Source organism: Halobellus captivus, from assembly GCF_007655485.1.
GTDB classification, from domain to species: domain Archaea; phylum Halobacteriota; class Halobacteria; order Halobacteriales; family Haloferacaceae; genus Haloquadratum; species Haloquadratum captivum.
In genome coordinates, this window is record NZ_VJXQ01000001.1 from 937081 (window position 1) to 957988 (window position 20908).

The 20908-nt window shown below is 66.6% G+C and carries 22 protein-coding genes; 8 read left to right on the top strand and 14 right to left on the bottom strand.

Annotated elements, in window-relative coordinates:
• The coding region (locus tag FJT57_RS16920) for a transcription initiation factor IIB (RefSeq protein ID WP_238993905.1) at positions 1 to 505 on the top strand (505 nt) is incomplete at its 5' end.
• 179 nt (positions 506 to 684) lie between these two features.
• A complete protein-coding gene (locus FJT57_RS04695; protein WP_144902137.1) occupies positions 685 to 864 on the top strand; it encodes a DUF7836 family putative zinc-binding protein in 180 nt (59 codons plus the stop codon).
• 35 nt (positions 865 to 899) lie between these two features.
• Here FJT57_RS04695 and FJT57_RS04700 read toward each other — a convergent pair whose 3' ends face one another.
• A complete protein-coding gene (locus FJT57_RS04700; RefSeq protein ID WP_144902139.1) occupies positions 900 to 1307 on the bottom strand; it encodes a translation initiation factor IF-2 subunit beta in 408 nt (135 codons plus the stop codon).
• A 336-nt stretch (positions 1308 to 1643) separates the two neighbouring features.
• Here FJT57_RS04700 and FJT57_RS04705 point away from each other — a divergent pair, with 336 nt between their 5' ends.
• Positions 1644 to 1880, top strand: a complete 237-nt coding sequence (locus tag FJT57_RS04705) for a UPF0058 family protein (RefSeq protein ID WP_144902141.1) — start codon at positions 1644 to 1646, stop codon at positions 1878 to 1880.
• A 174-nt stretch (positions 1881 to 2054) separates the two neighbouring features.
• Here the strand turns inward: FJT57_RS04705 and FJT57_RS17275 are convergent, their stop codons facing one another.
• The 4 genes from FJT57_RS17275 to malQ all read right to left on the bottom strand — a co-directional run bounded on the left by FJT57_RS17275 (position 2055) and on the right by malQ (position 6459).
• Complete coding sequence (locus FJT57_RS17275; RefSeq protein WP_144902143.1) at positions 2055 to 2621, bottom strand: DUF555 domain-containing protein; 567 nt, start codon at positions 2619 to 2621, stop codon at positions 2055 to 2057.
• A gap of 142 nt (positions 2622 to 2763) precedes the next feature.
• The gene (locus FJT57_RS04715) at positions 2764 to 3744 is read right to left on the bottom strand and encodes a DNA-3-methyladenine glycosylase family protein (protein WP_144902145.1); all 981 of its coding nucleotides are present in this window, start codon (positions 3742 to 3744) and stop codon (positions 2764 to 2766) included.
• A 128-nt stretch (positions 3745 to 3872) separates the two neighbouring features.
• Positions 3873 to 4829: a mechanosensitive ion channel family protein gene (locus tag FJT57_RS04720; protein WP_144902147.1), complete on the bottom strand. Its 957-nt coding sequence runs from the start codon at positions 4827 to 4829 to the stop codon at positions 3873 to 3875.
• An 82-nt stretch (positions 4830 to 4911) separates the two neighbouring features.
• The gene (gene malQ / locus FJT57_RS04725; RefSeq protein WP_144902149.1) at positions 4912 to 6459 is read right to left on the bottom strand and encodes a 4-alpha-glucanotransferase; all 1548 of its coding nucleotides are present in this window, start codon (positions 6457 to 6459) and stop codon (positions 4912 to 4914) included.
• A gap of 124 nt (positions 6460 to 6583) precedes the next feature.
• Here malQ and FJT57_RS04730 point away from each other — a divergent pair, with 124 nt between their 5' ends.
• Positions 6584 to 7483, top strand: coding sequence for an SDR family oxidoreductase (locus tag FJT57_RS04730; RefSeq protein ID WP_144902594.1), 900 nt, complete (start codon positions 6584 to 6586; stop codon positions 7481 to 7483).
• 15 nt (positions 7484 to 7498) lie between these two features.
• On the opposite strand, the gene FJT57_RS04735 is transcribed toward FJT57_RS04730, so the two are convergent.
• Positions 7499 to 8767 carry an ArsA family ATPase gene (locus tag FJT57_RS04735; protein ID WP_238993919.1) on the bottom strand — a complete coding sequence of 423 codons (1269 nt, stop codon included), beginning with the start codon at positions 8765 to 8767 and terminating at the stop codon, positions 7499 to 7501.
• Positions 8768 to 8834: 67 nt separating this feature from the next.
• Positions 8835 to 10046, bottom strand: coding sequence for a pyridoxal phosphate-dependent aminotransferase (locus FJT57_RS04740; protein ID WP_144902153.1), 1212 nt, complete (start codon positions 10044 to 10046; stop codon positions 8835 to 8837).
• A gap of 75 nt (positions 10047 to 10121) precedes the next feature.
• On the opposite strand from FJT57_RS04740, the gene FJT57_RS04745 reads away from it, so the two are divergent.
• Both FJT57_RS04745 and FJT57_RS04750 read left to right on the top strand, forming a co-directional pair.
• Positions 10122 to 10634 (top strand): CinA family protein, encoded by a 513-nt coding sequence (locus tag FJT57_RS04745; protein ID WP_144902155.1) that lies wholly within the window; start codon positions 10122 to 10124, stop codon positions 10632 to 10634.
• A gap of 185 nt (positions 10635 to 10819) precedes the next feature.
• Positions 10820 to 11386, top strand: a complete 567-nt coding sequence (locus tag FJT57_RS04750) for a metal-dependent hydrolase (protein WP_144902157.1) — start codon at positions 10820 to 10822, stop codon at positions 11384 to 11386.
• A 13-nt stretch (positions 11387 to 11399) separates the two neighbouring features.
• Here FJT57_RS04750 and FJT57_RS04755 read toward each other — a convergent pair whose 3' ends face one another.
• The gene (locus tag FJT57_RS04755; protein ID WP_144902597.1) at positions 11400 to 12176 is read right to left on the bottom strand and encodes a PHP-associated domain-containing protein; all 777 of its coding nucleotides are present in this window, start codon (positions 12174 to 12176) and stop codon (positions 11400 to 11402) included.
• Positions 12177 to 12373: 197 nt separating this feature from the next.
• Here FJT57_RS04755 and FJT57_RS04760 point away from each other — a divergent pair, with 197 nt between their 5' ends.
• Positions 12374 to 12676 carry a DUF7565 family protein gene (locus tag FJT57_RS04760; protein ID WP_144902159.1) on the top strand — a complete coding sequence of 101 codons (303 nt, stop codon included), beginning with the start codon at positions 12374 to 12376 and terminating at the stop codon, positions 12674 to 12676.
• A 210-nt stretch (positions 12677 to 12886) separates the two neighbouring features.
• Here the strand turns inward: FJT57_RS04760 and FJT57_RS04765 are convergent, their stop codons facing one another.
• The 5 genes from FJT57_RS04765 to FJT57_RS04785 all read right to left on the bottom strand — a co-directional run bounded on the left by FJT57_RS04765 (position 12887) and on the right by FJT57_RS04785 (position 17830).
• Positions 12887 to 13339 (bottom strand): transcription elongation factor Spt5, encoded by a 453-nt coding sequence (locus tag FJT57_RS04765; protein ID WP_144902161.1) that lies wholly within the window; start codon positions 13337 to 13339, stop codon positions 12887 to 12889.
• A 1-nt stretch (position 13340) separates the two neighbouring features.
• Positions 13341 to 13514, bottom strand: a complete 174-nt coding sequence (locus FJT57_RS04770; RefSeq protein ID WP_103992772.1) for a protein translocase SEC61 complex subunit gamma — start codon at positions 13512 to 13514, stop codon at positions 13341 to 13343.
• A gap of 247 nt (positions 13515 to 13761) precedes the next feature.
• Entirely contained in the window at positions 13762 to 14928 is a 1167-nt protein-coding gene (gene ftsZ / locus FJT57_RS04775) for a cell division protein FtsZ (RefSeq protein WP_144902163.1), read from the bottom strand.
• 90 nt (positions 14929 to 15018) lie between these two features.
• On the bottom strand, positions 15019 to 16437 hold the full coding sequence (locus FJT57_RS04780) for a D-aminoacyl-tRNA deacylase (protein WP_144902165.1): 1419 nt from the start codon (positions 16435 to 16437) through the stop codon (positions 15019 to 15021).
• A 70-nt stretch (positions 16438 to 16507) separates the two neighbouring features.
• The gene (locus FJT57_RS04785; RefSeq protein ID WP_144902167.1) at positions 16508 to 17830 is read right to left on the bottom strand and encodes a sodium:calcium antiporter; all 1323 of its coding nucleotides are present in this window, start codon (positions 17828 to 17830) and stop codon (positions 16508 to 16510) included.
• A gap of 124 nt (positions 17831 to 17954) precedes the next feature.
• Between FJT57_RS04785 and FJT57_RS04790 the strand changes: the two genes are divergently transcribed.
• Positions 17955 to 18761 carry a shikimate dehydrogenase gene (locus tag FJT57_RS04790; protein WP_144902170.1) on the top strand — a complete coding sequence of 269 codons (807 nt, stop codon included), beginning with the start codon at positions 17955 to 17957 and terminating at the stop codon, positions 18759 to 18761.
• 39 nt (positions 18762 to 18800) lie between these two features.
• Here FJT57_RS04790 and FJT57_RS04795 read toward each other — a convergent pair whose 3' ends face one another.
• On the bottom strand, positions 18801 to 20741 hold the full coding sequence (locus FJT57_RS04795; RefSeq protein ID WP_144902172.1) for an ABC transporter ATP-binding protein: 1941 nt from the start codon (positions 20739 to 20741) through the stop codon (positions 18801 to 18803).
• Positions 20742 to 20908 lie beyond the last annotated feature (167 nt).

The following is a 20908-nucleotide window of genomic DNA, read 5'->3' on the forward strand; positions in this document are numbered from 1 at the left end:
AGAGACCGCGTCGGTCATCTACCGCCGCGCGCTCAGCGAAGATCTGCTCCCCGGTCGCTCCATCGAGGGCGTCGCCACAGCCGCGCTGTACGCGGCCGCCAGACAGGCCGGAACGCCGCGGTCGCTCGACGAGATCGAGCGCGTCTCCCGCGTCGACAAGATGGAACTGACGCGGACGTACCGCTACGTCGTCCGGGAACTCAAGCTGGAAGTCGAGCCCGCCGACCCCGAGCAGTACGTTCCCCGGTTCGCCTCCGAGCTCGGACTCTCCGACGAGGCCGAGCGACAAGCGCGTCAGCTCCTTCGCAACGCGAAGCGCGCGGCGATCCACTCCGGGAAATCCCCCGTCGGTCTCGCAGCCGCCGCGGTGTACGCGGCCGCGTTGCTCACTAACGAGAAGGTCACCCAGAGCCAAGTGAGTGAGGTCGCAGACGTCTCCGAGGTCACCATCCGAAACCGATACAAGGAGCTTCTCGAAGCCGACGACGCCGGGATGGTCGCGTAGATTCGCCTGTCGTAATCACGCGTTTCGTGCGTTCGTGTTTTCGTGGCATCACACAGATGACCAGACCGCACAGACCGTCTACGATTGTACACCATCTGCGAGCGCGCTCAACACGTCATCGGAACATCAGTAATAGTCCTGCACGAACATTTATTGAGGTACCGCGAGTCGGTCACGCTATGGTCGAAGCGTTTGTCCGACTGCTGTGCCCCGAGTGTACGAAAGGCTGGGAAACGGAGCCGACCTCGTTGCCCAACCATCGTCAGAACTTCACGTGTTCGTCCTGCGGCGCGACGCGGCGGCTCGCGGAGTTTATGCGGACTGAGCGCGACCTCAACACAGTCAAGCAGTTCGAGTAGTGCAGGCTCGTTCGGCACCGATTCGGTACCGGGTTCTACAGATCAGGGATCGACGAGAGCGCCCCGCAGGCATCGCATTTCAACACCGTCGTGCCGTGCTCGTCGACGAGCCGCGTGTCCGGCGATCCGCATTCGCTACACGTCACGAAGTCCGCCACGTAGGCGTCTAGCGCCTCCGCGACGCGGCGCTGTTTGAAGTCGCCGGTGAACCGCGCGCGGCCGCGGTCGTCGATCTGCGCGCTCGTCCCGAGTTCGGACTGCATAAAACGGACCAGGTGATCAGGGTCGCGGGCGAGCCGGTCGTGCGTCGCCTCGAAGTTCTCCCAGACCGTCACGTGACCTTCCGGACGGACGTCGGGATCGGGCACCTCGAACCGTCCGCTTCCCTCGGCGATGTCGGGCGAGTTATCGAGTGCTCGTTCGAGTTGATCCTCGTAGTCCATAGATAGGTTATCGGCGCGGGCAGTGTAAAGCGTTCATATGTACGTTCGGACCCGGGCGTCGGTATAGACAGTCGCACTGGACGACGGACGATCACACACTGAAATCGACGGCTGGGGCGACCGACAGTAGTCGTGGCCGACGCCGCGGACGGCCGCCCGCTGTCGGTCGAATCGCGGGGCGTGCACGCATAGCGATCTGTCGTGACCACATAATTGTTCATTATTGAAAACGGCAATTCCGCCGAATCCTGGCGTTTCGCCCGCATATTCGACAGGTGCGTGTTAACGAGACTCAGGATAATAATATATCCTTCCAGTCTCAACTCTTGGTTGCTCATGAAGAAGCAGGAGCTCATCCACCTTCACGGCCTGCTTGCGGAAGTACACACACAGGTCGAGATGTGGGAAGACGACGACGTCTCGCTCGAAGCATACAACGAACTCGGCGTACGACCGACATCGATTCACAAATCGAAGACGGATCACAAGGCCGCCGTTTTTAAATTGGTCAAAGGAATCACTTCCTCGCTCGACGAAACCGAACAGAGCCGCGTCGCAGCGACCGCTGACTAATCCCGACCAACTCGCCGCATCCTCCAACCGGTACGATCGATTAGCGACCGCTACAGTTCTTCTATTCGCGAATACCTCACAGGTCACAGCCGAGCGGGCCACTATCGCGCGAGCGATCTGTTGCCGAGCGGGTTCAACCGCGTTCAGGAGAGTGAAACCGGTTTCTGACAGATCTCACCCGTCTTCGATCAGATCGTCGAACTCCGGAATGAGGTCGTCGGTGTCGTCCGCGGAATCCGTGTCGTTCGCTGAACCGGTGTCGTCCGCGGAATCCGTGCCGTCGGAATCGTCCTCGCCTCCGGAAACCGAACCGGCGGACGTGGCTTCCTCGGTCGTATTGTCGGCAGATGTCTCATCGTCGGATCTCTCTCCGTCGGAGGTCGTCTCCTCGTCTGTGTCTTCGGACTTGTCGATCGCCTCCACAGAAAGGACTTTCAGCGGGACGCTTTCGAGTCGTTGGCCGATCTCCTTACGAGCGATCCTGGAGGCGTGTTCCTCTTGTTCGACGTTGAACACGGTCATCTCCAGTTCGAGGGCGACGAGGGCCTCGTCGGCGGCGACGAACGCGGGGGGAAGCTCTTCGCCGCCGGGAGTCGTCCGCGACCCCATCGAGATCTCGACGTAGCTCAGGTCGGGATTCAGCATCTCGCCCGTCTTCGAGATGGCGATGCGGATCGCCTCGTCGGGCGTCGTCACGTCGTATACCGGAATCGCGGCCTCGACGACGACTCTGCAGTCCATAGTGCTAAATTGGTGGCCGACGGCATCAAAGGTTCGCCCGGTTGCTGAGAATTAGTTCGGTGGTCGGCCCCGTCTCGGGGGCGAGGCGCAGCGAATCGCAGAAAGTGGTCCGGAGAGCGTGGCTCGCATTTCGCTCCGACCGTCACGCCTCCCCGCCCGCTCGCAGGTAGTGAAAGAGGTACGTCTGCACATAGCCCGCGTACTCGCCGCCGAGGCGCTCGCGGAGCGCCCTTGACGTCTCCGTGTAGTTCCCCCGATCGCACTCCGGGAAGTGATCGGCGATCGCGCCGCGGATCCACGTGTCGAGTGGGACGGCTTCGAGATATCCGAGCGAGAACAGGAGGACGCAGTCGGCGACCTTGTCGCCGACGCCGACGAACCGCGTGAGCGACTCGCGGGCGTCCTCGTAGGACAGCCCGACCGCCTCGGTCGGATTCGCTTCGCCGTCGGCGATCATCTCGGCGGTCTGCTGGACGTACGGCGCGCGGTATCCGAGCTTGAGTTCGCGGAGGTCGTCCTCGCCCCGCGCTGCGAGCTGCTCGGGCGTCGGGAAGGCCGAAATCGATTCCCCGGCGAACCCGTGGGGCGTTCCGAACGCCTCCGAAAGCGCCATCTGCATCCCGTGGATCCGCGAGACGCGCATCTGCGCCGAGCAGATGAACGAGACCAGACAGGGGAAGGGCGGGTCGCGGACGAGCCGCATTCCCCGATAGTCGTCGAACGCCCGCGCGAAGATGTCGTCGTCGGGGGCGCTCGCGTAGATCGCCGCCAGGTCGTCGTCGAGGCGGAGCAGGTGTTCCAACGCGGGGACCGGATCGCCGGTCGCCGCCCACTCCAGCGCGCCGTCGCGCTGGCGGACGCGCACGACGAGGTCCTCGTCGGTGACGCCGTCGATCGGCGGAACGACCGTTCTGTACCACGCGTCGCCGCCGTGGGCGTCGATCGACTCGTACATCCGTCCGTCGGGGCGGTCCCACAGGTACGACTGACCGCTCTCCAGCGTCGACTGCAGGTCGAACGGACCGCGGATTTCCGAGAGGTCGAGCGCTCCGGTTTCGAGCGCTTCGTCACCGTCGGCTCCAGTCCCGTCGGAGTCACTCCGCGCGCCGGGTTCGGCCGTCATTGGAAGTCGAGAGGGATTCGGGGCGTATCCCGGTTTCGATGTGGCGGGTGCGAGCGGCGGCGAGAACACGGTCGCCGGTGGCCGATGCTGACATCGGGCCTCGGTGTCGACGTCTCCTCACACCAGAATCACCGGTTTCGGCTCACGGGGAACTTCACGCGGTCGGGCTCCTCGTTGAACCGCGCGAGAACCCGCTCGTAGATCGCGTTTCGGTTGCGGGTCACCTGCCGAGAGCGCGAGAGAAAACGCAGTCGGAGTTCGACCCACGACTCCTGTTGGACGACGTTGACCGTCGGCCCTTCCCGTACATCGAGCTCGACGGCCGTCCGATCCAACTCAGAGCGGTACGCCCTGATTCCGCGGCGCATCTCCTCGCCCAGGTGGTCTGTCGCGGTTTCGATCATCACCTCGCGGGCGAACGCGAGGTCGGTCTCGTAGGCCACCTGAATCGACACCTCGCTCCAGACGAACTCGAAGAGGGTCGTGTCGTTGACGACCTGCGCGGACAATACCTCCGCGTTGGGAACGGTCACGACCCGCCCGGAGGGCTGTCCGGAGGTGACGAGCCGTCCGCCGACCTCCCACAGCGTCGTCGTCAGAAAGCCCACCTCGATGACGTCGCCGCGGGTGTTCGCGATCTCGACCCGGTCGCCGACGCTGTAAGGCCGTTTCAGGACGATGTAGAACCAGCCGACGAGCGAGAGCAGCGGCTGTTGGAGCGCGAAGGTGACCGCGAACCCGACGACCCCGAGCGAGAACAGGACGCCGAGCCACTGGTCGGTGAGGACGCCCGCGACCCCCGCGGCCGCGACGGCACCGAAGCCGAGTCTGAGCACGTTCCGCACGTCGTGCGTCCGGCGCTTGTTCGACAGCCGAGCCGCGAGGACCGACTCGACGACGAGGTACGCACCGGTCGCCGCCGCGAGGACGGCCGCCGCGACGAGTCCCCGAGTGAGCAGCGGTTGCAACTGGACGCCATCGACGAGCGCGTCGGCGAACAGTTCCGAAGAGCGGATCGCGGTCGCGGCGAGGACGAGTCCAGCGGCGGCGATGAGTGAGCTGTATCCGACGGAGCGACGAACCACGTTCCGGACTCGATCCCCTCGGACAAAAAACGGCGGGGCAGCGAGCCCTCAGTTTCGGACGAACTCGTCCGCCAAACGACGCTCAGTTTCGGATGTGTTCATCCGTCAACCGAGCGAGCCGTTGTGCGAGGTCGGAATCGAACGCCTCGCGGGTGCAGCGCCACGCCCAGTTTCCGGACGTCGTCCCCGGGCGGTTGAATCGCGCTTCCTCGCCGAGCGCGAGGACGTCCTGCACCGTGGTAACGGCCAAGATCGCATCGGAGCGCCAGACCGCTTCGATCAGCGACCACGTGATCTCCGAGCCGTCGGCCCCGATGTTGTAGTGGAGGCAGTCGCGCTGGCGGGGCGGTAGCGACTCGTAGTAGCCGACGAGCGTGTTCGTGTCGTGCGTCGAGGTGTACGCGACGCTGTTCTCGGGGTAGTGCATCGGCTGGTACATATCGCCCTCGCGGCACCAGTCGGCGTAGTGGGGAACGCGCATCGACGGGAACCCGAACCGCTCGCGGAGGTCGACGAGCCCCTGGTCAAGAAAGCCGAGGTCCTCGACGACGAACGGCAGGTCGCCGAGCCGCTCGGCGACCGTCTCGAAGAAGTCGACACCGGGGGCGTCGCGCCACCCCCCGTCGGCCGGTGAGTCCGATTCGGCGGGGATCGCCCAGAACTCGTCGAACCCCTTGAAGTGGTCGATGCGAGTGACGTCGACGAGGTCGAACAGGCGCTCAAGGCGGGCCAGCCACCACCCGTAGTCGTCCGCGCGCAACGACTCCCAGTCGTAGACGGGATTTCCCCAGCGCTGTCCGTCGTCACCCGGGTTCGGCGGCACGCCCGCCACGGCCGCGGGTTCGCCGTCGTCTGTCAGGTCGAACACCTCGGGGCTCGCCCAGACGTCGGCGCTGTCGAGGGCGACGTAGATCGGGAGGTCGCCGATGAGATCGATCCCCCGCTCGTCGGCGTAGCTCCCGAGCGCGCGCCATTGCATATCAAAGGCGAACTGGACGAACTGGTGGTAGTGGACCTCCGACGCCAACTCCTTGCGGTGGGTCGCGAGCGCGTCGGGGTCGCGTCGCCGGATCGGCTCCGGCCACGCGGTCCACGCGCCGTCGTACCGCGTCCGCAACGCCATAAACAGCGCGTAGTCGTCGAGCCACTCCGACTCGCGCTCGCGAAACGACCCGAAGGCCTCGCGGTCCGCGTCGCTTCCGCCAGTCCGGTCGCCGATGCCCCCGCCGCTTCCGACGCGCTCGTTGCCTCCACGGGCCGTCGCCCGGAAGCGCTCGGCCGCGGTGCGGAGCCGCTCGGTCTTGTACGCGCGGACTCGATCGTAGTCGACCTCGTGCGCCGAGAAGTCGGGGACGGGTTCCAGCTCGTCGGCGTGGAGGTAGCCCGCGTCGACGAGGCGGTCGAGGCTCACGAGGAGCGGGTTTCCGGCGAACGCGGAGTACGCCTGATACGGCGAGTCGCCGTGGACGGACGCCGTCGGCCCGAGCGGACAGAACTGCCAGTAGGACTGGTCGGCGTCGGCGAGCCAGTCGACGAACGCCCGCGCGCCGTCCCCGAGGTCGCCGATGCCGTGCGGACCCGGAAGAGAGGTGAGGTGGAGGAAAACCCCGGATCGTCGGTCGAATCGCATACTCGAAGCATCCCGGCGAGACAGTTAAGCGTGTGGTCGCGGTCGCGCCGAAGTGGTGTCCGCGCAACGGACCGATGCCCGCGAATCGCCCACAGTTAACACCGCGCGGTCCGTTTCGGGAGTCGTGCATCCGAAGACGGTCCTCATCACCGGCTGTTCGTCCGGCATCGGCCGCGCGGCGGCACTGGCCTTCCTCGAGGAGGACTGGTGCGTCTACGCGACGGCCCGCAACCCCGCCGACATCGAAACCCTCGGCGAGAAGGGGTGCCGCATCGCGACGCTCGACGTCACCGACGGAGACGACGTCGACCGGGTGGTCGATCGAATCGTCGACGAGGAGGGACATCTCACCTGCCTCGTCAACAACGCTGGCTTCGGGCAGATGGGGCCGCTGGAAGACGTCCCGACCGAGCAGGTCCACCGGCAGTTCGACGTGAACGTCTACGGCCCGCATCGACTGATCCGCGCCGCCCTCCCGCAGATGCGCGCCCAGGAGGGGGGAACCATCGTCAACGTCTCCAGCGCCGCCGGGCGGATCTCCTTCCCCGGCGGCAGCGTCTACGCCGGGTCGAAGTTCGCCCTCGAGGCGATGAGCGACGCGCTCCGAAACGAAGTCGACGAGTACGGTATCGACGTCGTTCTCATCGAACCCGGACCGGTCGAGACGAACTTCTCGGACCGCGCCGAGCGCGAGGTCAACGGCGGCGATGGGAGCGGAACCGACGCTGACATCGAAGCCGACACCGACGCTGACGCCGACGCTGACACCGACATCCCGGGATTGGACCGATCGGGTGCCTACGAGTCGTTCTACGAGCTGTTTTCGGAGACTCAGTTGATCGGGGGCGGCGGTCTCGGCGCGATCTCCCCCGAGCGCGTCGCCGAGGACATCGTCGACGCCGCCTCCTCGACGAAGCCTCACGCGCGCTATCAACCCGGAACCGCCGCCCGGATCGCCGTGCTCGCGCGGCACCTCCCGTCGCGGTGGCTCGACACGGCGTATCGGTACCTCAGAAAGCTGTAAGTCGGATTCCCCGCCTCACGCCAGGCAGGCGGCGACGACCCGGAGCGCCCGCTCGCCGCGGACCTCCTCGGCGAGGAGCGGCACGCGCCGCACGTCGCGCCCTCTGAACAGCTCGGTCGCGCGACCGATCGCGTCCTGCTGGACTCCCCAGCGGCGTTGGCAGAACTCACAGTGCTCCAAGTCGGGTGAGACGACCCAGCGGTCGTCGATATCTGCGGCCGTCACGTCCGCGAGGTCCTCCATCACTCGATTGACGACCAGCGTCTGGACCGGAATGCCGTAGCCGTCGAGGCGTTCGACGAGCCGCTCGGACTCGACGACGCTCATCTCCTCGGGGATCATCACGACTCTGAAATCGGTCTTCGCGGGGTCGCGCAGGACCGCGCGCAGCCGCTCGATCCGCTCGCGGAGCTCGTCGAGATCGGGGGCGGCCGCCTCCGCCGATCCCATCCCGAACATCCCCTTGACGCCCTCCATCATCCCCGAGAACTGCTGGCGGAGCTTCGCGACCCGCCCCAACATCGTGTCCATCATTTCAGGGAGTTCGAGCAGTCTGAGCGTGTGTCCGGTCGGCGCGGTGTCGACGACGACCCGGTCGAATCGCGGGTCGTCGAGGTATTCGAGCAGTTGCTGCATCGCCGCCGCCTCGTCGGCCCCGGGCATCGATCCCGGCCCCATAGCGCCGCCGAGTAAGTCCTCCATCCCGCCGAGGTCGCCGAACGGGGACGCCCCCGCTCCGCTGTCCCCGCCGCCGGCGTCCGAGAACGGGCCGTCGCGATCGTCGGCGAAGGGGTTGTCCTCGACGTCGGCGGCGTGATCGAAGCCGTCGTTTGCCGCTCCGTTCCCGCCGAACCCGCTCGCTTCGTCGCCAGCGCCGGGGGTAAACGGCCCGGCGACGACCGCGTCGGGGTCGATCTCCGCGGCGTACAGCGGCATCGACTCGCGAATCCGCGTCGGCTCGGCGGGCACGTCGACGTCGAGCGTGTCCGACAGCGAGTGCGCCGGATCGGTGGAGACGACGAGCGTCGCGGTGCCGGACGCGGCCGATGCGAGCGCCGTCGCCGCCGCCATCGTCGTCTTGCCGACGCCGCCCTTCCCGCCGTAGAGGACGTAGTCCGGCGCGTCGACGGCGTCGGGCAGCCCCGCGGCATCGACGTCCTCGATCGCGTTCCCGGTGGGAGATTCGACTCGATCCACGGGCTCGACGTCGATCGCGTGACCGTCTCCCGACGCGTCACTCTCCGATTCGTGCTCGTCGTCGCTCGGCTCGGCGTCGACGTCGATACTCGACATACGCGGGACGACGAGACGGGGACTTGTGTACTTCTCGGTCCATCGGTCAGTCAATCGCTCAGTCGATTTGTCCCTCGAAATAGGCAGCCAGCCGATCGGCGGCCTCGTCGGCACGGTCGGTGCAGAGCGCGAAGCGAACCCACTCGTCGTAGGCGTCGCCAAAGGCCTCGCCGGGCATTCCGGCGACTCCAGCCTCGTCGATCAATCGCTCGACGTTCTCCATCGTACCCGGGAATCCGTCGAAGCGAGCGAGGACGTAAAACGCGCCCTCCGGCGTGGTGTACTCCGCGCCCGCGGCGTCGAGCGCGTCGGTGAACGAGTCGATCCGTTCGCGTAGCGTGTCGCGGACGGACTCGTAGTACGACGGCGGCGTCTCCGCCAGCGCAGTCGCGACGGCGGCCTGGGCGGGTCGACTCGTGGCGACGTTCACGAGCATATGCCGCGTCAGCGCCTCGTCGACGAGGGGTTCAGGAAAGACCGCGTAGCCGACCCGGAAGCCCGTGATCGCCATCGACTTCGAGAACGCCGTGGTGACCACGACGCGGTCGCGATCGAGCGTGAGCGCGCTCTCGAACCGACCCGAAAAGTCGAAGTGGTCGTACACCTCGTCGACGACGAGCAGCGCGTCGACCTCGCTCGCGACGTCGGCCAGTTCCGCGACCGATTCGCGGTCGTAGACCGCTCCAGTGGGGTTGTTCGGCGTGTTGAGTACGATCGCGGCGGTTTCCGGGGACGCGACCGCGCGCATCGCGCGGACGTCGACGCGGCCGTCTTCGTGGACGGGGACGCGCGTGACGTCGGCGTCGAGCAGCTCCGCCTTGCCGGGGTAGTACGGATAAACCGGATCGGTCAGCAGGAACTCCGAACCCGCCTCGCGTTCGAGCGCGCCCGCCATCGCGAGGTAGTTCGCCTCGCCCGCACCGTTGGTGACGATGACCCGCGAGGCGTCGACGTTCCGTCGGCTCGCGATCTCCTCGCGGAGTTCCCTGAGCCCTTCGCTGGGCGGGTACTGGAACTCTCGGGAGTCGGCGTCGGCGTAGGCGTGCAGTCCGTCGCGGAGCGCCCGCGGCGGCTCCCAGTCGGGGTGTCCCGAGACCATATCGACGACGTCGCGGTCGGCGTCCGCGGCGTACCCGATGACGCGCTGAAAGAGCGGTTCGTCGTAGGAACTCGAGGAATCGCCCGACGCGTCCGCGGAACCGTCGGAAGGATCCGCCCGGTCATCCGAGGCGTCCGCGGACTCGTCCGAGGGATCGACCCTGTCAGCCATCTCGTCTGCGGCGACGAGCGGATCGTAGGTGTGTTTTTCGCCATCGCTTTTGTCGTCGGCCCCCGTCGTCGTCCTATGCGCGAATTCGCTTCCGAGCCACCGATCGAGGTCCGCGTCGGCGACGCCCTCCGCGAGGCGGGCGCGACCCTCGCCGTCACCGAATCCTGCACCGGGGGGTTGATTGGGTCGCTCCTGACGGACGTTCCCGGCTCGTCAGCGTACTTCGATCGATCGGTGGTCACCTACTCGTACGACGCCAAACTGACCGCCCTGGGCGTCTCGCGGGAAGCGTTGGACGAACACGGCGCGGTGTCCGAACCGGTCGCGCGCGAGATGGCGAGCGGCGTCCGCGACGTCGCCGCGGTCGACTGGGGGATCTCGACGACCGGGGTCGCCGGTCCCGAGGGCGGCACCCCCGAGAAGCCGGTCGGAACCGTCTACGTCGGCCTCGCGTACCGCGGCGAGTGGGGCACCGGCGACTCCTACACCCGCGTCGACCGTTTCGAGTTCGATGGCGACCGAACCGAGATCAAAGAGCAAATCGCCCGGCGGGCGTTAGAGACGCTTCTGGCGGCCGTCGAAGCGTAGTCTCGCGCGGAAACGGCGCTTTCGGAGGCGACGGATCGCTGTCGTTGCAACGTATCGCCGTCGTCGCGAATATACGACCGGCCATCGTCGTGGAAATACGACCCTCCGTCGTCGTCGTAGCACGGCGGTCTACCACCGCCGCCGAGACACAACGTTTGTAGGGGACACCCGCGCAGACACAGGCGATGAACAAAGACGGACACGTGCTGAACGGCGCGCTCTTGGCGATCGGACTGGGAGTCATTCTCACCGTCGACCCGACCGCCGGACCGATACTAGAGGGGACGAACGGTGAGAGCACCGCCGACGCCGCCTGGGCGCTCGCTGGCGACGTCGGTCGCTCGATCGCCGCGCTGTCGCTGCCGGTCATCCTCGGCGCGCTCTTCCCGGACGTGGACACCGCGTTCGGCCGCCACCGAAAGACGCTGCATAACCTCCCCGTGTTGGGGATCTTCCTCGCGTTCCCGTACCTCTTCGGCAACCTCCAGTTCGTCTGGATCGGCGTCGCGACGCATTACGTCCTCGACATCGTCGGCTCGAAGCGCGGCATCGCGCTGTGGTATCCCTTCTCCTCGACGGAGTACGGCTTTCCGACCGGCGTCGCGACGTCGAGCAAGTGGGCGATCCGGGTGACCGTCCTCGTCACGCTCGTCGAACTCGGAATCCTGTTCGCCGTCCACAACTACCTCGTCGCGCTCGACACGCCGCTGACGGAAGCGACGAACCTCATCGCGGCGCTCGTCGGGGTCTGACGTCCGACGGGTCTCAGTACACGCTGACGTCGTCGAAGCGCCCGCCGTAGGCGACGTGGCTCGGATGCGTCGGCTCGGTTCCGGAGAGAAAGATCCGGTCGAGTTTGCTCCAGGTATTCTCGAAGCCGAGATGGGCGAATTCCGCGAGTCCGCGGACGAGATGACTCGCGCCGTCACGCCGGTAGACCGTGCGCGGTTCCCCCTCGCGCAGCGCCGCGATGAGATCCGCCTCGGAGTCGATCTCGCGATCGAACGTCGTCCACACCTCGCCGACGCTCCCGTGGAGATGCGCGTACGACGAACCGAACCCCGGCGCGCCGACGTCGCGTGCGAGACGGCGCGCCCGCCGGTTCTGTCGGTCGAACAGCTTCAAGTTGTGCGTCTCGACTGCGTGAATCCGATCGCGATCGAGGTGCGTCCGCACCTCGTCGGCATCGAGACTCACGTTGAGGAACATCGGATGCGGGACGAGGACGGCCGCGTCCTGCCGCTCGAAGGCGTCGAACGCGCCGGACAGCGAGATGAAATCGGGAACCGGTTCGGAGAGACCCAACGCGAGGAGGTGGCGTCGGTCGCGCCACGTGCCGGTGAAGACCTCGCGAGCGGGAACGACGAGCAGGTCGTCGTCGGAGAAGCGCTCCGCGCGGGCGCTGATCTCGGGGAGGCGGACGAAGTGCGGGGCGTAGACCAACACGTCGATGCCGCGGGCTTTCGCGCGGCTGACGACGCGCTCGTTCAGGATTTTCACGTGGAGGTCGACCCTGGTTTGGCCGTCCGCGTCATCCTGCACGGGTGTCGCTCCCGATTGCACCGAACTCGCCTCCGTTCGCGTCGATTCCGCCACGATCGAGTCGGCGTCGTCTGCTGAGCCCGAGTCGGACGCGGCGGTGTCGGTCACGTCCCGCGGTTCGAGCGGGGTTCGGTTAGTGATTTCTATTTACCGTCGCCTGCGGAACGGTTTTGTCGACGGTGGTCGTGGCCTTCGGTATGTCTCTGTGGAAGTGCGGCATCGGCGGCTGCTCGGAGCGGTTCGAGGACGTCGAATCCGCGATCATCCACCAGACGGTCGAACACGACCGTCACGAGTGCACGGTCTGCGGCAGCATCGTCCCGGACGGCTATTTCGCGATTCGGCACGCCTTCGAGGAGCATTCCCGCGCGGAGTACGTTCGCGCCTACGACGCGGATTCGACTGCGGTCCGCGTCCGCGAGGACGTCAAGGCCGCGATCGAAGACGAGGCCGACCTCCGGGTGGTCGTCGAGGAACTCAAGCAACGCGACGCGCTGTAGCCGCCGGTACCGACCTGTGTACTTCGGTTCGATCGCTGCGCTTCCGCCACTGCTTGGGTGTCAAGCGTTCGTTCGGAAACAAACTGAGCGGGCGCGGGGAAGGATAAGCGGGCGCGGGGAAGGATGAGCGGCCTGTGAGCGTATGAACGGCGCGAGAGAACAGGGCCTCACCGCTCACAACGGAATACGAAACTGCCTCCCGTCTCGGCCTCAGCGCTCGTCGCTGTCGAGCACGCGGATCTGGTCGCCGCGGACGGTGACCGGAATCGGAACGGTCGCCTCGTACAGTTCGACGGTGACCTGGTCTTTCGTCTCATCGATCCGCTGGACGCGGGCCTTCTCGCCCTTGAACGGCCCGGCGATCAGTTCGACGATGTCGCCCTCGGCGATGCCCTCGACGTCGGGCGTCGGCGAGAGGAAGTGTTCGACCTCCGCCATCGAGGAGCGACCGGCCTCCCCGCCGCTCTTGACGAGGCCGCGGGCGTGCGGAATCTCTTCGAGAACCCGCGTGATCACCGCGTCGTTGTCCGCTTCCACCATCACGTAGCTCGTGAGCGAGTCGGGGGCTAATACGGCGTGCACCTCGGGTTCCTCGCGGTTCGCGATCATATCTGCGACGGTGCGCTCCTGGCTGGCGGTCGTCTTCACGGAGAAGATCGGCACCTCAGACACCCCCCGGGAGGAAGGACATCACCGCGTAGATGAGAAAGCCCAGGAAGCCGACGAGAACGATCCCGGCACCGGCAATGAGACCAATCTGTGAGAACTCCTCCCACGAGGGGGTGCTGGCCAGTTTCAGCACCCGCACGTAGCTGGTCAGGTCGTACTTAACGTCCATCGTTGCGTGTCGATAGTGCGCCCGGCTTTTTCTATCTATTGATACAGCCCCCACGACGATGTCGGGAATTGCGGCCGGACGAATCGACGACGAGGCCAGGAATTGACACCCGACGGTTCGAAGAACTGAAACCGGACGAGCCGACGACGAGAGAAGTCTGATCCGGGTTCACACGAAGTGGTCCGAAATTCAACGGTCGCAGTCGCGACCGCGGCTTACGGCAGGGAACGAGGCGAAAGCCACCCGTTCACTCGACGTAGTCGATTTCAGTTCCCTGGTCTTGGCCCTGCTGGGGAGCCTGCGGCTGGGGCTGCGGCTGGGATTCCTCCTCCTCGCTGCGACCGTAGATCTGCGGCGATTCGACGCCGGTGACGACGATCATCGTCCGCATCGTGCCGTCGAGTTCCTCGTCGACGGAGGTCCCCCAGATGATGCGGGCGTCCGGATCGATCCGGTCGTAGATCTCCTCGACGACGCCCTCGGCCTCCTCGATACTCATATCGGAGCCGCCGGTGACGTTCACCAGCGCGGAGTTCGCGCCAGAGATGTCGACGTCCAAGAGGGGAGAACGGAGCGCGCTCTTGACGGAATCCTGCGCCTTCGACTCGGAGTCGGACTCGCCGAGGCCGATCATCGCGACGCCGCCCCGCTCCATCACCGTCTTCACGTCGGCGAAGTCGAGGTTGACCAGCCCGGGCTTGGTGATGAGTTCGGTGATGCCCTTCACCGAGCGCATCAGCACCTCGTCGCTCACTTTGAACGCCTGTCGGACCGGAAGCTTGCCGACCGCGTCGAGCAGTCGGTCGTTCGGGACGACGATGACGGTGTCGGCGACGTCGCGGAGTCGCTCCAGACCCGCCTCGGCGTTGGTTCGGCGAACTTCACCTTCGGCGGTGAAGGGCGTCGTGACGATCGCGATGGTGAGCGCGCCCGACTCCCGAGCCGCCTTCGCGACGACCGGCGCGGAGCCGGTGCCGGTGCCGCCGCCGAGTCCGGCGGTGACGAACACCATATCGGAGCCGTCGATCGCGTCGTAGATCTCCTCTTGGGACTCCAGCGCCGCCTCTTCCCCCACTTGCGGGAGCGATCCCGCGCCGCGGCCCTGCGTCTTCTGTTCGCCCATCAGGATCTTCGTGTCGGCCTCGATCTCGACGAGGTGCTGGACGTCGGTGTTGGCGGCGACGAGCGTCGCGCCCTCGATGCCCTCCTCGTGCATCCGGTTCACGGTGTTGCCGCCAGCCCCGCCGCAGCCGACGACCGTGATATCGGTCTGGAGGTCGACGAGAACCTCCTGTAGCTCTTCGTCGGTCATCGTTCCGGTGCGGGGCATCTCCCCGCCCGCGGGTGCGTCGACGGCGCTCCCATCCCCCGTCTCCTCGGCCTCGTCAATCGCATCGTCGACGATGGAGTCCATAGTATGGGCGTTCGTACCGAATACAGCCTAATGATCTTTCCCCCTTACGTCCGACGCGCGTCTGACGTTGAGGCCGGTTCTCGCGGTGGTTCACCGGGCTTCGGGGTGCGCGTCCCGCCGCGCCGTCGAAAACGTCACCCGCTCCTCGGCGGTGACCTCCTCGGGCGTCACCTCGACGCCGTCGACTTCGACGGGCTGTCCCGCCGATAACCGGCCGAACTCGGGGCCCTCCGGGACCCCAGCCTCCGCCGCCGCCGCGGGGTCGAACGTCTCGCGCGTCGCGATCACCCGGTCGCCGTCGACGCGGACCGCGTCGTACTTCGATTCGAGAATCCACGAGAGCGCGTCGACGACGTCGTCAACGGCGGTTCGGTCGGTCACGGCGGCGCGTCCGCGCGGCTTCGTCCCGCCCTCTCTCGTCTCGAAGGCGACGACGCGGGACGCGACGGCCTCGAACGTCTCGTCGCGGTCGATCCCGGACGCTTCCGCGAGGAGGTCGTCCGGGAGCGCGACGATTTTGCAGGTGTCGTCGATGTCGCCGACGTCCGCAGCGAGCGTCTCGGAATCGACCGCCTCCGCCGACGCACCGAACCGAAGCCCCTCGTCGACCGTCGAGAGGCGGGATTCGAGCGCCGCGACGAGGTCGAGATCGACGCCGGAGGTGGTGCGGACCCACGTCTCGTCGACGACGCGGTAGCCGAGGTCGTCGACGACGGCTTCGAGTTCGGGATCGTCGTCGACGACGAGCGCGCGGGTCGCCGACGACCGCTCGAAGGCGCTGTCGATCACGTCGGCGTTGGCCTCCGGCGCGCCCATCGACTGCAGCACCCAGTCGGCGGCGACGTGGCCGACCGCCCAGTCTGTCTCCCTGAGAATCCGCTCGAACTGCGGCGCGTAGTGGCCGCCCCCGAAGCCGACGACGTGCCGACGGTCGCCCGTAGCGGTCGACGCTGGCGCGTCGGCGGCGACGCCGGAGAGTTCCAAGACGGCGCGGGCGACCGCGCGGGCACCGGCCGGATCGTCCCACTCCGTCTCGCTGCTCCCGAGTTCGACGAACAGCGAGGGCGCGCCGACGTCGCTCGGGCCGTGGTGCGTGCCCTCGATGCCGACCTCGTAGCCGTCGGGCGCGTGCCTGTCGAAGGCCTCGACGACGGTGCGCTGGGCGTTCGGGCAGGCGCGCGCGAGTTCACTCGGGGAGCCGCCGTACTCGGCCGGGCCGAAGTTGCCGGTGAAGTGGGCGGTCAGGAGCGGTCCGGTGTCGCCCGCGTGCCGCGAGAGGAAGGACACGAACTCGGGCGGCTCCGAAAACGCGTCGGCGACGCCGTCGAGTTCGAGGTGCCACTCGTCGAGCGCGCGGAGCTCGAAATCTCGATAGCGGTAGTACGTCCCGCCGCCGTCGGCGTCGCTTCTGGAGGCGTCTTCGTGCCGCTCCCACGCGGCGAGGTCGCGAAGCGCCTCGCCGATAGCCACGGATGCGGAATCCTCCCGGCTGACGACCAGTCCGATCACGGACGAGAGTGGTCCGCCCTCGGTATAAAAACTCTCGGAGCGGATCGAACGGCCGGGGCGACGCCTCGATTCAATCCGCTCGTTCGGGCTCCGGAACCGACGTGCCGCGGATGTTCGCGACGGTGAGCCGGGCGAGTCGACGGAGATCCTGGCGGCGCGTGGCGAGAAGGCCCGCGCCGAGGAGGATGTACACGATGGAGTACGTGAGCAACAGATAGATCGAGTACTGCTCGGCGAGCGCCTCGGGGTACGTCCGGATGAGTCCGAACTCGATGACGACCTGCGAGACGAAGAGCACCAGGAGCGTCACGGCCTCACGAACGCTGATCCGGAAATTCACGAGGATGGCGATTGCGAAGAAGCTCTGCGCCGCGGTGAGCCAGATTTCGGCCGCCTGCTTGAAGTCGAACGGGAGGACGCCGTACGCGCCGAGCGAGATGCTGTAGACGACCGAAAGCGTCCCGATAAGCAGCGTCCACTGATTCAGCTTCGAGGAGATGAGCGCGTTGAACGCGGCGGTCGAACGCGCCTTGTTCACGAGATACGCCGTCACGATGAGTTCGGGGCTCTCGGAGGCCAGCGGCGCGATCCACTGGATCATAAAGAACTCGGGGATGCCGAACTGCAGCCCCAGCGACTCCAGCCCGTGTGCGAACGGTTCGACAGCGGTGAAGATCAGAAAGCCCGAGTAAACGAACAGCGAGAGGATGATCGGAACGCGGACGGAGCGCGGTTTCGCCTGGAAGTACCGGGGCACGCCGATCTGGTCGTCGTGGTCCTCGACGTCACCGCGGATGATGATCGCGATGTAGGTGACGTAGAGGCCGACGAGCACGATCGTGTCGATGGCGTCGATCCCGCCGTTGAGCGGGACAAAGAAGGCGAACACCGTCGCCAGGAACAGAAAGAGGATCTCCGTCGAGATGCTCGGATCGAGTTTCACCGCGTCGCGGAGCGTTCCCTCGCGGTTCACGACGGCTCTGTCCTTCCGAGAGCCCGACGTGGCCTTGTAGATCGAAAACAGTGCGATCCCGGACCAGCCGAGACCGATGAGGATCCGGTTCGCACCGGTCATATTGGCGACCGCGAGGTTCGCCCGCGAGGGGTCGGTCGCCGCCTGCCACGCGTACAGCGCGTCGACGGCGTATTCGGGGGCGACCGCGAGCACGGCGAGCACGGCGATGGCGAACGCGCGGGGAACGTCCTTTTCGGCCGTTTCTGCACCCCACGCGAGGAGGAACGACGCGCCGAGGACCGCGAGCCCGGCCACGCTGACGACGGTCGTCGGCCCCAAGCCCGCCGAGATTCCGGTGGCCCACGAGACAACCCACGGCAGCGTCAGCGCGAGCGCTCCACCCGCAGCGGTGAGCGGGTGACGCAGGCGAGAAGTCATCACCCGGAACTGCTCCCCTCGGCGGCGTATCTCTTGCGGTTCGGAACGCCGCGGGAGCGTCGCTGTTCGCGAGCGATGGCCGCCGAGGAGACCATTTAACACGGTCGGCGGAAGACCCCTGCGTATGCAGGTATTCGGACTTCTCGGGAACCCGGTCGGCCACTCGCTGTCGCCGCCGATGCACGAGGCGGCCTACGAAGCGCTCGATATCGACGCGCGCTACGTCACGTTCGAGCCCGACCGCGACGCCGCGGCCGACGCCGTCGACGCCGCCGAGGTACTGGGAATCGCCGGACTGAACGTCACGATCCCGTTCAAGCGGGACGTCCTCGAGGCGGTCGAACTCGACGACGTCGCCCGACGCGTCGGTGCCGTGAACACGATCGACTTTTCGGCATCCCCGCCGCGCGGCTACAACACCGACGTCGCTGGCGTGGAGCGGTCCTTCGCCCACCACGGCGTTTCGATCGACGGTCGCGACGCGGTCGTCGTGGGGGCAGGCGGGGCTGGCCGCGCGGTGGCGTTCGCGCTCGCCGACGCCGGAGCGTCGGTCCACATCGCCAATCGCACCGTCGACCGGGCGGAATCGCTCGCCGCCGACGTCCCCGGCGCGACCGCGGGCGGACTCGACACGCTCGATCGGGTCGCCGACGCGGCGCTGTTGGTCAACGCGACGAGCGTCGGAATGGAGCCAGACGTCGACGAGACGCCCGTCCCCGAAGAGCACCTTCACGCCGACTTGGCCGTTCTCGACGCCGTCTACTCGCCGATCGAGACGCGGCTGCTTCGAGCGGCCGCGGACGCGGGCGCAACGACGATCGACGGCGCGTGGATGCTGCTGTTCCAGGGCGTGGAGGCGTTCGAGATCTGGACCGGCCGCGACGCCCCCGTCGACGCGATGAACGAGGCGCTGCGGGCGGAGTTGGAGTAGGTGAACGGACGCGAAGCGAGGCGGTTCGAAGGGTGACGCTCAGTCGTCGGCGTCGGACTCGATCTCGGTCCGCGAAACGCGGCGGCTCGCGCGCTCGATGAACTCGTCGGGGAGTTCGTCGATTTCGCCCGCCTGCACGCCCCAGAGGTGCGCGTAGAGGTCGTCGTTTTCGAGCAGTTCCTCGTGGGTGCCGCGCTCGGCGATCTCGCCGTCTTCGAGGACGACGATCTGCTCGGCATCCTTGATCGTCGAGAGCCGGTGGGCGATGCTGAACGTCGTTCGGTTCTCGGTGAGGCGGTCGAGCGACCGCTGGATGAGCATTTCCGTCTCGGTGTCGACGTCGGAAGTCGCCTCGTCGAGCACGAGGATTTCCGGGTCGCGGAGGACCGCGCGGGCGATCGAGAGCCGCTGGCGCTGGCCGCCGGAGAGCTTCACGCCGCGCTCGCCGATCTCGGTGTCGTAGCCGTCCGGCAGTTTCCGGATGAACTCGTGGGCCTCGGCGGCCTTGGCGGCCTCGACGACGTCCCCGTGCGTCGCCCCGAACGTCCCGTAGCGGATGTTTTCCTCCACCGTTCCGTAGAACATGAACGTGTCCTGGCTGACGTAGCCGATCGAGCGCCTGAGGCTCGGAATCGTCACGTCGCGGACGTCGGTATCGTCGATGGAGATCGATCCCTCGTCGACATCGTACATCCGGAGCAAAAGCTTGAGCACGGTCGATTTCCCGGCGCCCGTCGGACCGACCAGCGCGAGCGTCTCCCCGCCCTCAACGGTGAAAGAGACGTCCTCGATGATCGTCTCGTCGGCGTCGTAACCGAAACTCACGTCGTCGTAGACGACCCGTCCGTCCGCGACGAGGAGTTCCTCGGCGTCCGGATCCTCGGCGATCTGGGCGGGTTCGTCCATCAGGCCGAAGATCCGCGCGGCGGAGGCGTACGCGCGCTGGTACATATTGATGATCTGGCCGAACTGCGCCATCGGCCAGATGAACCGCTGGGTGAAGAGGATGAACCCGACGAACTCGCCGGGCGTGAGCCCGCCGGAGAAGAACAGCGGTGCGCTGCCGGTCTCCCGGTAGGTGAGTACCCAGATCCCGCCGATGAAGAACGTGAGGATGAAGCCGATGCCCGAGAGAAGCCGGAGGCCGGGGAAGAACTTGATCCGCGTGCCGATCGCGTCCCAGTTGGCGTCGAAGTAGTCCTGTGAGACGCCGTCGACGCGATCGGATTCGAAGTCCTCGGTGTTCGAGGACTTGATCACCTGGATGCCGCCGAGGTTGTTTTCGAGCCGGGAGTTCAACTGCCCGACCGACGAGCGGACGTCGGCGTACTTGGGCTGGATCGTCTGCACGAAGCGGTAGGTGAAGAACCCGATCAAGGGAACGACGGTGAGCGTGACAACGGCCAACTGCCAGTTCCAGTACAGGAGGATCGCCGCGATGCCGATCACCATCACGCCGAGGCGGAACGCCGAGTTCATCCCGTCGTTGAGGAACCGCTCTAGCCTGTTGACGTCGTTCGAGAGGATCGACATCATCTCGCCGGTCTGCTTGTCGGCGAAAAAGTCCATATTCAGCCGCTGCATCTTGTCGTAGGTGTCGGTCCGGACGGCGTGTTGGATGTGTTGGGCGAAGGAGTTCCACCCCCAGTTCCGCGTCCAGTGGAACGCCGCCCCGCCGAAGAACGAGAGCGCGATGAGCCCGGCGGCGAGATAGAGCTGTCCGGTCTGCGTCGTCGGCAGCCACGCGTCGGGGACGAGCCACAGCGAGAACGGGCGCTCGTCGAAGAAGATCGAGTCGACCGCGACCGTCAGGAGGACCGGCGGGAGCAGGTCGAGCAAGCGCGCGACGATGCTGGACGCCAGGCCGACCACGAACGCGAAGGCGTTCTCGCGGCCGTACTCGTCGAAGAGGCGGCGCATCGGGTTTTCCGCGCGCTCGCGCTGTTGCTCGAAGGGGTCGTCCTCGGCGGGGCTGACCATCACCGTGTTTCAGGCCTCGTCGGTACTAAAGGGTTCCATCGATCGACCGACTCGATTTCGGCGCGATGTCCGTTGTTCGAGCGGACGGCGAACGCCGTTGATCCGACAGCGGACGTCGCCGAATCGACAGGTGAACGGATCGGGCCGACAGGCGGTGCCATCGAACC